The organism is Azotobacter tropicalis, assembly GCF_059739045.1.
In genome coordinates this window covers 3,570,821-3,584,889 of record NZ_AP046059.1, presented here as the reverse complement: position 1 = coordinate 3,584,889, position 14,069 = coordinate 3,570,821, and the positions used below count along the sequence as shown (strand labels likewise).

Annotated in this window: 14 protein-coding genes; 12 read left to right on the top strand and 2 right to left on the bottom strand. The window is 67.4% G+C overall.

Features of this window, described 5'->3' with window-relative positions:
* Positions 1-23 precede the first annotated feature (23 nt).
* A complete protein-coding gene (locus tag Atro_RS17030; RefSeq protein ID WP_497924146.1) occupies positions 24-1,292 on the bottom strand; it encodes a malic enzyme-like NAD(P)-binding protein in 1,269 nt (422 codons plus the stop codon).
* Positions 1,293-1,970: 678 nt separating this feature from the next.
* Positions 1,971-2,183 carry a 50S ribosomal protein L31 gene (gene rpmE, locus Atro_RS17025; RefSeq protein ID WP_039801850.1) on the bottom strand — a complete coding sequence of 71 codons (213 nt, stop codon included), beginning with the start codon at positions 2,181-2,183 and terminating at the stop codon, positions 1,971-1,973.
* A gap of 174 nt (positions 2,184-2,357) precedes the next feature.
* On the opposite strand from rpmE, the gene Atro_RS17020 reads away from it, so the two are divergent.
* The 12 genes from Atro_RS17020 to Atro_RS16965 all read left to right on the top strand — a co-directional run bounded on the left by Atro_RS17020 (position 2,358) and on the right by Atro_RS16965 (position 14,063).
* The gene (locus Atro_RS17020; protein ID WP_497924144.1) at positions 2,358-4,577 is read left to right on the top strand and encodes a primosomal protein N'; all 2,220 of its coding nucleotides are present in this window, start codon (positions 2,358-2,360) and stop codon (positions 4,575-4,577) included.
* Between the two features lie 139 nt (positions 4,578-4,716).
* Positions 4,717-6,456 (top strand): arginine--tRNA ligase, encoded by a 1,740-nt coding sequence (argS, locus tag Atro_RS17015; protein WP_497924142.1) that lies wholly within the window; start codon positions 4,717-4,719, stop codon positions 6,454-6,456.
* 22 nt (positions 6,457-6,478) lie between these two features.
* Positions 6,479-7,321, top strand: a complete 843-nt coding sequence (locus Atro_RS17010) for an SPOR domain-containing protein (RefSeq protein WP_497924140.1) — start codon at positions 6,479-6,481, stop codon at positions 7,319-7,321.
* 119 nt (positions 7,322-7,440) lie between these two features.
* Entirely contained in the window at positions 7,441-7,968 is a 528-nt protein-coding gene (hslV, locus tag Atro_RS17005; protein ID WP_497924139.1) for an ATP-dependent protease subunit HslV, read from the top strand.
* Between the two features lie 101 nt (positions 7,969-8,069).
* Entirely contained in the window at positions 8,070-9,410 is a 1,341-nt protein-coding gene (hslU, locus tag Atro_RS17000) for an ATP-dependent protease ATPase subunit HslU (protein ID WP_497924137.1), read from the top strand.
* 139 nt (positions 9,411-9,549) lie between these two features.
* The gene (locus Atro_RS16995) at positions 9,550-9,924 is read left to right on the top strand and encodes a gamma-butyrobetaine hydroxylase family protein (RefSeq protein WP_497924135.1); all 375 of its coding nucleotides are present in this window, start codon (positions 9,550-9,552) and stop codon (positions 9,922-9,924) included.
* Positions 9,925-10,006: 82 nt separating this feature from the next.
* A complete protein-coding gene (gene ubiE / locus Atro_RS16990; RefSeq protein WP_497924134.1) occupies positions 10,007-10,777 on the top strand; it encodes a bifunctional demethylmenaquinone methyltransferase/2-methoxy-6-polyprenyl-1,4-benzoquinol methylase UbiE in 771 nt (256 codons plus the stop codon).
* Positions 10,777-11,403 (top strand): ubiquinone biosynthesis accessory factor UbiJ, encoded by a 627-nt coding sequence (locus Atro_RS16985; protein ID WP_497924132.1) that lies wholly within the window; start codon positions 10,777-10,779, stop codon positions 11,401-11,403. Before ubiE ends, Atro_RS16985 begins: the two co-directional genes overlap by 1 nt.
* Positions 11,400-13,019 carry a ubiquinone biosynthesis regulatory protein kinase UbiB gene (ubiB, locus tag Atro_RS16980; protein WP_497924130.1) on the top strand — a complete coding sequence of 540 codons (1,620 nt, stop codon included), beginning with the start codon at positions 11,400-11,402 and terminating at the stop codon, positions 13,017-13,019. Before Atro_RS16985 ends, ubiB begins: the two co-directional genes overlap by 4 nt.
* 38 nt (positions 13,020-13,057) lie before the next feature.
* The gene (gene hisI, locus Atro_RS16975; protein WP_497924128.1) at positions 13,058-13,459 is read left to right on the top strand and encodes a phosphoribosyl-AMP cyclohydrolase; all 402 of its coding nucleotides are present in this window, start codon (positions 13,058-13,060) and stop codon (positions 13,457-13,459) included.
* Positions 13,452-13,787: a phosphoribosyl-ATP diphosphatase gene (locus Atro_RS16970; protein ID WP_497924126.1), complete on the top strand. Its 336-nt coding sequence runs from the start codon at positions 13,452-13,454 to the stop codon at positions 13,785-13,787. The genes hisI and Atro_RS16970 overlap by 8 nt, the downstream gene beginning before the upstream one ends.
* Positions 13,788-13,811: 24 nt before the next feature.
* Positions 13,812-14,063 carry a twin-arginine translocase TatA/TatE family subunit gene (locus Atro_RS16965; protein WP_497924124.1) on the top strand — a complete coding sequence of 84 codons (252 nt, stop codon included), beginning with the start codon at positions 13,812-13,814 and terminating at the stop codon, positions 14,061-14,063.
* Positions 14,064-14,069 lie beyond the last annotated feature (6 nt).

The window sequence follows — 14,069 nt, the reverse complement described above, 5'->3', positions numbered from 1 at the left end:
TTTCTTTTGAAGCGGCAAGCCAATCAGCCGTTGAACACTGCTTCTACCGACTGTAATGGATAGTGCTTCGGATAAGGCAGGGACGCCACGCCGCTTTCGATGGCAGCCCGAGCCACGGCATCGGACACCATGGTGATCAGCCGCGGGTCCATGGGCTTGGGGATGATGTACTCGCGACCGAACTCCAGTCCCGACACCCCGTAGGCCTCGCAGACCTCCTTCGGTACCGGCAGCTTAGCCAGCTCGCGCAGGGCATGGGCCGCGGCGACCTTCATTTCCTCGTTGATGCGCGTGGCGCGCACGTCCAAGGCACCGCGAAAGATGAAGGGGAAACCCAGCACGTTGTTGACCTGGTTCGGATAGTCGGAGCGGCCGGTGGCCATGATCACGTCGCTGCGCGTGGCATGGGCCAGTTCCGGCTTGATCTCCGGGTCCGGGTTGGAGCAGGCGAAGACGATCGGGTTCGGCGCCATGCGCAGCAGGTCTTCCGGAGTCAGCAGATTGGCCCCCGACAGGCCGACGAACACGTCGGCGCCGTCGAGGGCGTCGGACAGGGTGCGCTTGTCGGTCTCGTGGGCGAACACCGCCTTGTACTGGTTCAAGTCGTCGCGCCCAGCATGGATGACACCCTGGCGGTCGATCATGTGGATGTTCTCCACCTTGGCACCCAGACTGATCAGCAGGCGCATGCAGGAGATGGCCGCGGCGCCGGCGCCAAGGCAGGCGATTTTGGCGGTCGGCAGGGTCTTGCCGGCGATCTCCAGGGCGTTGAGCATGCCGGCGGCGGTGACGATAGCGGTGCCATGCTGGTCGTCATGGAACACCGGGATGTCGCACTGCTCGATCAGCGCCCGCTCGATCTCGAAGCACTCGGGCGCCTTAATGTCCTCTAGGTTGATGCCGCCGAAGGTCACGGAAATGCGCTTGACGGTATCGATGAAGGCCTGCGGGCTTTCCGCGTCGACCTCGATGTCGAACACGTCAACACCGGCAAAGCGCTTGAACAGCACCCCTTTGCCCTCCATGACCGGCTTGGAGGCGAGCGGACCGAGGTTGCCCAGGCCGAGGATCGCGGTGCCGTCAGAAATGACGGCGACCAGGTTGCCCTTGCCGGTGTAGGTGTAGGCCAGCTCGGGATCGCGGGCGATTTCCCTTACCGGTTCGGCGACACCGGGGCTGTAGGCCAGCGACAGGTCGCGGGCGGTCTGGGTGGGCTTGGTCAGTTCCACGCTCAGCTTTCCGGGGCGCGGCTGGGCGTGGTATTCAAGGGCGGCGGTTTTGAGATCGGACATATTATTAGTTTCCATTTTTATAGTGTTGCGGCTTGCCGAATGAGCATACGGCAAGAGAGCGAGCACCAACAATAGCACTCAACGCCGCATGTCAAGACCCTTCGAGTAAAACTTTCGGCCACCCCAATACGGCGTGTCGCAAGCAGCGACCGCCCTTCCTGGCCGAAGTCTTCTCCCCTCCGACTAGGCCTTACGGTCGCACCTCAAGAGAGCGGATGGGCTCGCGACAGCATCCAGCGCACTACCCTTTTCCTTCGGATATCACGACGAGAACCGTCGGCCACCCAGCCGCACGTCTTGATATGCCGCTCCACTAAGTGCTGCAGAGTGGGCAACTCGAACAAGCCAAAAGTATTTCCGGCTCGATGCTCAGCACCAGCGGCCCATCCAGCTCGATCAGCAGGCCGCTGCGGCTGTCCTCGACCCGGCTTCCCCAAGCGCAGATCCCGCATGCGCGCTCCGGCGCATTGAGGCCGGGTCAGCCGCACCCTTCCGTCGGCAAGGCGCATGGCATACCACCCAACACCAGCCTCCACGCGAGCGCTAGGCGGTTCACCCGACAGCGGACAGAACGTCCTAGACCGGAAATCCCAACAACGGAAACGAAAAAGGCGCCCACCAGGGGCGCCTTTTTCAGCAACTTGAAACGGCTTATCGGGCCTTCCTGGCCAGCGGTGCTTACTTGGCGCCGAACACACCGAAACGCTGCTTGAAACGATCGATACGGCCGCCGGTGTCGAGCACCTTCTGCTTGCCGGTATAGAACGGATGGCATTCGGAGCACACGTCGATGCTGAGGTTCTTGCCCAGGGTGGAACGGGTCTTGATCACGTTCCCGCAGCTGCAGGTCGCCTCGATCTCGACGTAATTCGGATGGATATCGGCTTTCATGGAAAAGTCCTCGACTCTGGCGTACCGCCACCCGACCCAATGCCGGGCACCGTACGGAAACAGGCGGCGGATGATACCAGAGCACTGCCTCGATGCAAGCGCGTGGGACCGACCGATCGCCGTCGCGGCGTCGCCGCCTGTTAAGATCGCCGCTCCTTGCCAAGGACTGCCCGCGTGTCCGTCCCGATCCTCCGTCTCGCCCTGCCCTCGCCGCTGCGCCGCCTGTTCGACTACCGCGCGCCGCCCGGCGTGCCGTCGGCCCTCCTGCAGCCGGGCGTGCGCCTGCGCGTACCGTTCGGCCGGCGCGAGGTAGTCGGCGTATTGGTCGAGCGCCCCGAACACAGCGAGGTGCCGGCCGACAAGCTGAAGGCTGCCCTCGAACTTCTCGACCCGCACCCGCCCCTGCCGCCAGGCCTGCTCAGGCTGTGTCAGTGGACGGCCCACTACTATCAGCACAGCCTCGGCGACACCTTCGCCTGGGCTTTGCCAGCACTGCTGCGCCAGGGCGAACCGGCCGAGCGGCGCCAGGAACGCTGGTGGCATCTGGCCGAAGGCGCCTGCCCGGGCGACCCGCGCCTGGCCCGCGCGCCGCGCCAGCGCGAGGCGCTGCAGGCTCTCGCCCAGCACCCGCACGGCGTGCCCCAGAGGCTGCTCGGCAAGCTGCAACTGAACAGGGCCAGCCTCGACCTGCTGTTGGCCAAGGGCTTGCTCCGCACCGAAGTACGCCAGCACGCGCCTCGCGAACGGCACGGCAGTTGGCTGACCCAGGCCGAGCTGTCGCTGAACGACGAGCAGCGCGAGGCGGTCGAGGCGGTGCGCACCGGCTTCGGCGGCTTCAATGCCTTTCTGCTTGCCGGCGTCACCGGCAGCGGCAAGACCGAAGTCTACCTGCAGCTGATCCGTCAGGTTCTCGAATCCGGCCGGCAGGCACTGGTGCTGATTCCGGAAATCAATCTCGGACCGCAGACCCTGGAGCGTTTCACCCGCCGCTTCAACGCACGGATCGCCCTGCTCCACTCCGGCATCGGCGACCGCGAGCGCCTGGATGCCTGGCTGGCGGCCCGCGATGGCGAGGCGGACATCGTCATCGGCACCCGCTCGGCGCTCTTCACTCCGCTCAAGCACCCAGGCCTGATCATCGTCGACGAGGAGCACGACGCTTCCTACAAGCAACAGGAAGGCCTGCGTTACCACGCCCGCGACCTGGCCGTGGTGCGCGCCCGGCAGGAGGAGATCCCGATCCTGCTCGGCTCCGCCACGCCCTCCCTGGAGAGTCTGTACAACGCGCATGTCGGCCGCTATGCCCTGCTCCAGCTCCGTCAGCGCGCCGGCCACGCCCGCCCGCCGCGCTTCCTGCGCTTGGACGTGAAGAGCCGGCCGCTCGACGCCGGCATTTCCCCGCCCCTGCAGCAGGCCATCGCCCGCACCCTCGCCGCCGGCCAGCAGGTGATGGTGTTCCTCAACCGTCGCGGCTTCGCACCGACCCTGCTCTGTCACGACTGTGGGTGGATCGCCCAGTGTCCGCGCTGCGACGCGCGCATGACCCTGCACCAGCGTCACCGCGAACTGCGCTGTCACCACTGCGGCCACGCCGAGCGCCAGCCGACGGCATGCCCGCAGTGCGCCCGGGTCGACCTGCGAGCGGTCGGGGCCGGTACCGAGCGGGCCGAGGAGCGCCTGGCCATCCTGTTCCCCGACTACCCGGTGCTGCGCGTCGACCGCGACAGCACCGCACGCAAGGACGCACTGCCCAGGCTGCTCGCCACCATCCACCGCGGCGAACCCTGCCTGCTGGTCGGCACGCAGATGCTCGCCAAGGGGCACCACTTCCCGCGGGTCACCCTGGTGGCGATCCTCGACGCCGATGGGGGTCTGTTCTCCGCCGACTTTCGCGCCAGCGAGCGCATGGCCCAGCTGATCGTCCAGGTCGCCGGGCGTGCCGGGCGCGCCGAGGAGCCGGGTACGGTGATCATCCAGAGCCACCTGGCCGACCACCCGCTGCTGGTCCAGCTCGCCGAACAGGGCTACCTGGCCTTCGCCGAGCAGGCCCTCGCGGAGCGCCGCGCCGCCGGCCTGCCGCCCTTCGCCCACCTCGCCCTGCTGCGCGCCGAGGCCCACCGGGCGGGCCAGGCCGAGGACCTCCTCGAACAGGCCGCCACCGAGGCGCAGCGTCTGCTCGATACCCTACCGCTCGCCGGCCTCGAGCTGCTCGGCCCGGTACCCGCGCCGATGGAGCGCCGCGCCGGCCGCTACCGTGCCCAGTTGCTGTTGCAGGCCGCCAGCCGTGCTCCGCTGCGCCGCCTGCTCGGGCCGTGGCTCGCCGCTCTCGAACAGTTGCCGGGCGCCCGCACGGTGCGCTGGTCACTGGATATCGACCCGGTCGATCTGTTCTGAGGCTCTGAGGCGCCTGCCGGGCCTGCGTGGCCGAACCCGGGCTCGCCGCGGTTGGCAAGCCCGCCCCCGCCGCGGATAATGCCCGGTTTTCGCAACCCGCCTTCCCGGTGCAGCGCCCCTCCGCGGCCACGAGCAGACCATGAAAGACACGATTCGCCAGCTGATCCAGCAAGCCCTGACCCGCCTGACCGATGACGGCGTGCTTCCCGCGGGTCTGACGCCGGCGATCCAGGTGGAGAACACCAAGGACAAGAGCCACGGCGACTTCGCCAGCAACATCGCCATGATGCTGGCCAAGCCGGCCGGACTGAAGCCGCGCGCGCTGGCCGAGAAGCTGATCGCCGCGCTGCCGGCCTCCGCCTCGATCAGCAAGGTGGAAATCGCCGGCCCGGGCTTTCTCAACTTCTTCCAGAACAGCGACGCCCTGGCCGAACGCCTGCAGCGGGCATTGGCCGACGAACGCCTCGGCGTGCGCAAGCATGGCGACCAGCAGCGCGTGGTGGTCGACCTGTCCTCGCCCAACCTGGCCAAGGAGATGCACGTCGGCCATCTGCGCTCGACCATCATCGGCGACGCCGTGGCACGGGTACTGGAGTTTCTCGGCGACACGGTGATCCGCCAGAACCACGTCGGCGACTGGGGCACCCAGTTCGGCATGCTGCTGGCCCACCTGGAGGAAAACCCGGCCTCCGCCGAGAGCGAACTGGCCGACCTCGAGCAGTTCTACCGCGCCTCGAAGAAGCGCTTCGACGACTCCGAGGCCTTCGCCGACCGCGCCCGCGAACTGGTGGTCAAGCTGCAGGCCGGCGATGCGGAGTGCCTGCGCCTGTGGCAGCGCTTCAACGAGGTTTCCTTGTCGCACTGCCAGGAAGTCTACGAACGCCTCGGCGTGCGCCTGAGCCCGGACGACATCCGCGGCGAGAGCGCCTACAACGACGAACTGCCGGGCATCGTCCAGGCCCTGCGCGACAAAGGGCTGCTGACCGAGAGCGAGGGTGCCCAGTGCGTGTTCCTCGACGAGTTCAAGAACGCCGAGGGCAATCCGCTGCCGGTGATCGTGCAGAAGGCCGGCGGCGGCTATCTCTACGCCACCACCGACCTCGCCGCGATGCGCTACCGCAGCCGGGTGCTCGAGGCCGACCGCGTGCTCTACTTCGTCGACCAGCGCCAGGCTCTGCACTTCCAGATGGCCTTCGCGGTGGCGCGTCGCGCCGGCTTCGTGTCCGAGGGCATGGACCTCGAGCACATGGGCTTCGGCACCATGAACGGCGCCGACGGCCGCCCCTTCAAGACCCGCGATGGCGGCACGGTGAAGCTGATCGACCTGCTCGACGAAGCCGAGCAGCGCGCCTACGCGCTGGTCCGGGGCAAGAACCCGGAACTGCCCGAAGACGAGCTGCGCCGCATCGCCCGCGCCGTGGGCATCGGCGCGGTGAAGTACGCCGACCTGTCCAAGCACCGCACCAGCGACTACAGCTTCAACTTCGAGCTGATGCTGAGCTTCGAGGGCAACACCGCGCCCTACCTGCTCTACGCCTACACCCGCGTGGCCAGCGTGTTCCGCAAGCTGGGCAAGGGTTTCGAGGAGATCGACGGCCACCTGGTCCTCGAGGCCGAGCCGGAACTGGCGCTGGCCGCCCGGCTGGCGCAGTTCGGCGAGGTGCTCGGCAACGTCGCCGAAAAGGGCCTGCCGCACCTGCTCTGTGCCTACCTCTACGATCTGGCCGGACTGTTTTCCAGCTTCTACGAGAACTGCCCGATCCTCGCCGCCGACACCCCGGCCCGCCAGCAAAGCCGCCTGCTGCTGGCCGCCCTGACCGGCCGCACCCTCCGGCAGGGCCTGGAACTGCTCGGCCTGGAAACCCTGGAACGCATGTAAGTAAAGGGACTTACCCACCAGCATGGCAAAGAACACTGCCCCCAAACGCGGCGCCAGCCGCACCCCGCCGCCGCGCAAGCGGGAGATACCGAGCTGGCTCTGGCTGGCCTGCGGCCTGGCCATCGGCGGCTTCGCGATGTTTCTGACCAAGCTCGAGCCCGGCAGCAACGCCATCAAGCGCGACACCGCCGAGCAGCAGCCGAGCAAGGCGGCGCCGCAGCAGCCGAACAAGCCCAAGTACGACTTCTACACCCTGCTGCCGGAGTCGGAAGTCGTGGTGCCGCCGACCGCGCAGCAACAGCCGCCGCAAGCACAGCCGCAGAAGCCGCCGGAGCAGCCGGCAGTCCAACCGACGCAACAGCCACCGGTTCAGCAGCAGGCGCAATCGCTGCCACAGGTGCCGACACAACCAATACAACCGATACAACCGATACAACCGCCAGCGCAGCAGCAGACGGCGCAGGCCAAACCGCCGGTCCAGCGCCCGGCACAGCCGCCCCAACAGGCCACGCCCCCCAAGCCAACGCCAGCCCAGGACGCCGCCCGCGCCGAGGCCCTGCTCAACGGCCGCACACCGCCTGCCGTCACCGCCAAGCCGCCGGCGCTGCCCAAGCCCGCGCCGACGACCCACTACTATCTGCAGGCCGGCTCGTTCCGCAGCAAGGCCGATGCGGACGACGCCCGGGCACGCATCTCCCTGCTCGGCCAGAGCGTGCGCGTCGAGGTCGGCACGGTCCGCGGCGAAACCTGGCACCGTGTGGTCGCCGGCCCCTTCACCAACCGCCAGCAGTTGGAAGAGGCACAGAAGCAACTGGCCGGCGACGGCTTTCGCAACGTGATGCCCCAGCAGCGTCAGACGCGCTGAATGCCCGGCTGGCCGTCCTGCCGGCCAGCCATCCCGGCCGTCCCCTGTTGAAATCGCCGCGCCGTCCCCCATATAGACTCCACTCGGGCATTTTCGCCCCGCAGCGTGGAGACACTCCCTTGACCACCATCGTTTCAGTCCGCCGCCAAGGCAAAGTCGTCATGGGCGGCGACGGCCAGGTTTCCCTCGGCAACACCGTGATGAAGGGCAACGCGAAGAAGGTCCGCCGCCTCTACCACGGCCAGGTGCTTGCCGGCTTCGCCGGTGCCACCGCGGACGCCTTCACCCTCTTCGAGCGCTTCGAGGGCCAGCTGGAGAAACATCAGGGACATCTGGTCCGCGCCGCCGTCGAGCTGGCCAAGGACTGGCGCACCGACCGCACGCTGAGCCGCCTGGAGGCCATGCTGGCAGTGGCCAACAAAGACGCCTCGCTGATCATCACCGGCAACGGCGACGTGGTCGAGCCGGAGGAAAGCCTGATCGCCATGGGCTCCGGCGGCCCCTACGCGCAGGCCGCCGCGAAGGCGCTGCTGCTGCATACCGGCCTGTCGGCCCGCGAGGTCGCCGAAACCGCGCTGAACATCGCCGGCAGCATCTGCGTCTTCACCAACCAGAACCTGACCATCGAGGAGCTGGACCTCGACTGAGGTTTCCCGCTCATCCGGCCGCCGATTCGCGGCCGGCGAACAGAACGCCGCGGCGAAAGGTCCCAGATCCGACGCCCCACCGCATGAAGCGAGCCTTACCCATGTCCATGACGCCCCGCGAGATCGTCCACGAACTCAACCGCCACATCATCGGCCAGGACGACGCCAAGCGCGCCGTCGCCATCGCCCTGCGCAACCGCTGGCGACGCATGCAGCTGCCGGCCGAGCTGCGCGCCGAGGTGACGCCGAAGAACATCCTGATGATCGGCCCGACCGGTGTCGGCAAGACCGAGATCGCCCGCCGCCTGGCGCGCCTGGCGAACGCCCCGTTCATCAAGGTGGAAGCGACCAAGTTCACCGAAGTGGGCTATGTCGGCCGCGACGTGGAATCCATCGTCCGCGACCTGGCCGACGCGGCGGTGAAGATGATGCGCGAGCAGGAGATCCAGCGGGTGCGCTACCGCGCCGAGGACGCCGCCGAGGACCGCATCCTCGATGCGTTGCTGCCGCCGGCGCGCCAGGGTTTCGGCGACGAGCCGGTCAGCCGCGAGGACACGAACACCCGCCAGCTGTTCCGCAAGCGCCTGCGCGAGGGTCAGCTGGACGACAAGGAAATCGACATCGAGATCGCCGAAGCGCCCAGCGGCGTGGAGATCATGGCTCCGCCCGGCATGGAGGAGATGACCAGCCAGTTGCAGAACCTGTTCTCCAGCATGGGCAAGGGCAAGAAGAAGACCCACAAGCTGAAGGTCAAGGACGCCCTCAAGCTGGTCCGCGACGAGGAGGCAGCCCGCCTGGTCAACGAGGAGGAACTCAAGGCCCGCGCCCTGGAGGCGGTCGAGCAGAACGGCATCGTCTTCATCGACGAGATCGACAAGGTGGCCAAGCGCGCCAATGTCGGCGGCGCCGACGTCTCCCGCGAAGGCGTGCAACGCGACCTGCTGCCACTGATCGAGGGCTGCACGGTGAACACCAAGCTCGGCATGGTCAAGACCGACCACATCCTGTTCATCGCCTCCGGTGCCTTCCACCTGGCCAAGCCCAGCGATCTGGTGCCGGAACTGCAGGGCCGCCTGCCGATCCGCGTCGAACTCAAGGCCCTGACGCCCGAGGACTTCGAGCGCATCCTCACCGAGCCGCATGCCTCGCTGACCGAGCAGTACCGCGAACTGCTGAAGACCGAGGGGCTGGACATCGAATTCGCCGCCGACGGCATCAAGCGCATCGCCGAGATCGCCTGGCAGGTCAACGAGAAAACCGAGAACATCGGCGCCCGTCGCCTGCATACGCTGCTCGAACGCCTGCTGGAAGAGGTGTCTTTCAGCGCCGGCGATCTGGCCGCCGAGCACAGCGGCCGACCGATCGTGCTCGACGCGGCCTACGTCAACAGCCACCTCGGCGAACTGGCCCAGGACGAGGATCTGTCGCGCTATATCCTGTAAGCGCTTCCCTGCCGTCGTAGGGTGGAAGCCACCCCGTGGAAAACCGTACAGCGTTTTCCACCGGAGCCCCGCACCGGTGGATAAAGCTTCGCCGTTACCCGCCCTACAGCTCGCCGCCCCACCTTGCGGAGTTCCACCGATGCGCATACCCACCGCCATCAAGCTGCACAAGGCCTCGAAGACCCTCGAGCTGCACTACGGCCCCGACGAGCACTACAGTCTCGACGCCGAGTTCCTCCGCGTGCACTCGCCTTCGGCGGAGGTACGCGGCCACGGCAATCCCGTGCTGCAGCACGGCAAACTCGGCGTCGGCCTGAGCGGCGTCGAGCCGGTCGGCCAGTACGCCCTCAAGCTGATCTTCGACGACGGCCACGACAGCGGCCTCTACAGCTGGGACTACCTCCACCAGTTGGCCCACGACCACGACCGCCTGTGGGCCGAGTACCTGGCTGAACTGGAGCGCGCCGGCAAGTCCCGCGATCCGGACGAGTCGGTGGTCCGGCTGATGCTCTGAGCCGGCCTCCGCGCCTCGATTGCATGGAAACAATCGAGCACAAGCCCTAGAATGGCCGGCACATTTTTCCGGTGCCAGCGACATGAACGATCCGCGCAAGAGCCACGAGGCCGAACCCTCCACCCATTTCGGGTACCAGAGCGTCCCGGAAAGCCAGAAGGCGCAGAAGGTCGCCGAAGTATTCCACTCGGTGGCGGCCAAGTACGACCTGATGAACGACGTGCTCTCCGGCGGCCTGCACCGCCTGTGGAAGCGCTTCACCATCGAGTTGTCCGGGGTGCGCCGGGGCAACCGGGTGCTGGACATCGCCGGCGGCACCGGCGACCTCGCCCGGCAGTTCTCCCGCCTGGTCGGCGAGAGCGGCGAAGTGGTGCTGGCCGATATCAACGAATCCATGCTCAAGGTCGGCCGCGATCGCCTGCTCGACAAGGGCGTGGCCGGCAACGTGCGCTTCGTCCAGGCCGACGCCGAGAAGCTGCCGTTTCCCGACAACCACTTCGACGTGGTCACCATCGCCTTCGGCCTGCGCAACGTCACCCACAAGGAAGACGCCCTGCGCTCCATGCTGCGGGTGCTCAAGCCGGGCGGCCGCCTCCTGGTGCTGGAGTTCTCCAAGCCGAGCAACCCCCTGCTCGGCAAGGCCTACGACGCCTATTCCTTCGCCTTCATGCCGCTGGCCGGCAAGCTGATCACCAACGATGCCGACAGCTACCGCTACCTGGCCGAGTCGATCCGCATGCATCCGAACCAGGAAACCCTCAAGGGCATGATGGTCGAGGCCGGCTTCGAGCGCGTCACCTACCACAATATGACCGGCGGCATCGTCGCCCTGCACCGCGGTCTCAAGCCCTGATGCTCGGCACGGCCCTGCTCGCCGGCGCGGAACGCGGACTCAACCGCCTGCTGCGCCTGGACGCTACCGCCCGGCCGCGCCTGGCCCGGCTGGCCGGCAGCGTGCTCGCGGTGCACTGCACGGCGCCCGAGCTGACCGTCCATATCCTGCCGAACGCCGACGGCCTGCGCCTGGCCGGGCACTGGCAGGGCGAAGCCGACTGCACCCTGCACGCCCCGGCCGAGAGCCTGCTACGCCTGGCCGCCAGCCGACAGAAGACTGCCGTCCTGCACAGCCCCGAAGTGCGTCTGGAGGGCGACAGTGCCAGCCTGCTGGCGCTCGCCGAAATCCTTCAGGATCTCGAGCTGGACTGGGAGTACGAGGTGTCGCGCTGGCTCGGCCCGCTGGCCACCCAGCTGCTCGCCGGCAGCCTGCAGCACGCCGCGCGCTGGAGCGGCCAGAGCCTCGCCAGCCTGCGCCAGAACCTGGCCGACTACCTCGGCGAAGAGTCGCGCAGCCTGGTCGGCCGCCACGAAGCCGAAGCCCGCTTCGCCGAAGTCGACGACCTCAGGCTGGCCATGGACCGCCTCGAGGCACGCATCGCCCGCCTCGCCCACCCACAGGAACCCAGCGACAACCACGCATGAAGCTCCTTGCCGTCCGCCGCCTGCTGCGCATTCAAAGCGTCGTCGTCCGCTATCGCCTCGACGACCTCCTGTTCGACCAGCTGCTGCTGCCCTGGTGGCTGCGGGCGCTGGGCTATTGCCTGCCGTGGCGCTGGCTCCCTCGCGCACCGAGCGACCTGCCGCGCGGGATCCGTCTGCGCCTGGCTCTGCAGGATCTCGGACCGATCTTCATCAAGTTCGGCCAGATCCTCTCGACCCGCCGCGACCTGCTGCCGGAGGACCTCGCCGACGAGCTGGTCTGGCTGCAGGACCGCGTGCCGCCCTTCAATCCGCAGCAGTCCGTGGCGCTGATCGAGGAACAGCTCGGCGCCCGGGTCGACGAGGTGTTCGCCCGCTTCGACAGCGAGCCGCTGGCCTCGGCCTCGGTCGCCCAGGTGCACGCGGCGCAGCTGAAAAGCGGCGAGGAAGTGGTGGTCAAGGTGGTCCGTCCCGGCCTCAAGGCGGTGATCCGCCAGGACCTGGCCTGGCTCTACCTGTTCGCCCGGATGGCCGAGCGAGCCTCCACCGAAGCCCGCCGCCTGCATCTGGTCGACGTGGTCAGCGACTACGAGAAGACCATCTACGACGAGCTCGATCTGCTCCGCGAGGCGGCCAACGCCAGCCAGCTCAAGCGCAACTTCGAGGGCTCGCCGCTGCTCTACGTGCCGCAGGTGCACTGGGAATGGTGCCGGCCCAAGGTGCTGGTGATGGAGCGCATCTACGGCGTGCCGGTGACCGACCTGGCGGCCCTGACCGACCAGGGCACCGACCTCAAGCTGCTCGCCGAGCGCGGCGTGGAGATCTTCTTCACCCAGGTGTTCCGCGACAGCTTCTTCCATGCCGACATGCACCCCGGCAACATCTTCGTCAGCACCCGCCAGCCCTGGGACCCGCAGTACATCGCCATCGACTGCGGCATCGTCGGCAGCCTGACGCCGCAGGACCAGGACTACCTGGCGCGCAACCTGCTGGCCTTCTTCAAGCGCGACTACCGCAAGGTCGCGCAGCTGCACATCGACTCCGGCTGGGTGCCGGCCGACACCCAGGTCAACGAGTTCGAGGCGGCGATCCGTACCGTCTGCGAGCCGATCTTCGAGAAGCCCTTGAAGGACATCTCCTTCGGCCAGCTGCTGCTGCGCCTGTTCCAGACCGCCCGGCGCTTCAACATGGAGGTCCAGCCGCAGCTGGTGTTGCTGCAGAAGACTCTGCTCAACATCGAGGGACTCGGCCGCCAGCTCTACCCGGAGCTGGACCTGTGGACCACCGCCAAGCCCTTCCTGGAGCGCTGGATGCGCAAGCGCATGAGTCCGAAGGCCATGCTCGACAACCTGCAGGGCCAGCTCGAACAACTGCCGCACCTAGCGCACATCACCCGCGAGGCGCTGGAAAGCCTGGCCCGTCCTGGCTGGGACAGGCCGCTGCGGCGGCGCGAGCGCCACGATCAGCACATCCTGCGCCTGCTCGGCGCCGCCCTGCTGGCCGGCGGCGTGCTGCTCGCCAGCCAGACGCCGCCGACCGTCGCGGACGCCTGGCCGGGCTGGCTGATGCTCGCCAGCGGCCTCTACCTGCTGGTGCGCCGCTGGCGCTTCCCCGACTGACCCGGTTATCGCGACGCCGCACGTCGCCCGGAGTGGATATGAAAGACTGGTTGGACGAAATTCACTGGAACGCCGATGGCCTGGTACCGGCCATCGCCCAGGATCACAAGACCGGGTGCATCCTGATGATGGCCTGGATGAACCGCGAGTCCCTGGCCCTGACCGCTCGGGAAGGTCGCGCCATCTACTGGTCACGCTCGCGTGGTAAGCTCTGGCGCAAGGGCGAAGAGTCGGGCCATGTGCAGAAGGTGCATGAACTGCGCCTGGACTGCGACGCCGATGTGATCGTCCTGCAGGTCGAGCAGCTCGGCGGCATCGCCTGCCACACCGGCCGCGAAAGTTGCTTCTACCGCGTTTTCGAAGACGGCGCCTGGAAGGTCGTCGATCCGATCCTCAAGGACCCCGACGCCATCTATCACGCAGGACACCGTCATGAGTGACACCCTCCACCAGTTGGCCGAAGTGCTCGAGGCGCGCAAGAACGCCGCCCCGGACAGCTCCTACGTGGCCAGCCTGTACCACAAGGGCCTGAACAAGATCCTGGAAAAGGTCGGCGAGGAGTCGGTGGAAACCATCCTCGCGGCCAAGGACGCCGCCGTCAGCGGCGACTGCAGCGACCTGATCTACGAGACGGCCGATCTCTGGTTCCACAGCCTGGTCATGCTCGCCGCCCTCGGCCAGCACCCCCAGGCGGTGCTCGACGAACTGGAGCGGCGCTTCGGGCTGTCCGGACATGCGGAAAAGGCCGCCCGCCAACCGTCCGCCTAACCATTTAGCTGCAAGGGGAATTCCATGGGTATTTTCGACTGGAAACACTGGCTGATCATCCTCATCGTCGTCGTCCTGGTGTTCGGCACCAAGCGCCTGAAGACGCTCGGCTCCGATATCGGCGAGGCGATCAAGGGCTTTCGCAAGGCCGTGAACACCGAGGAAGGCGAGAACAAGCCGGCCGAGCCGCAGGCCGGCACCGGCGACACGCTGAACAAGACGCAGACCATCGAAGGCCATGCCCAGAAGGTCGACATTCCGGTGCGCAAGGACTGAGCCTGA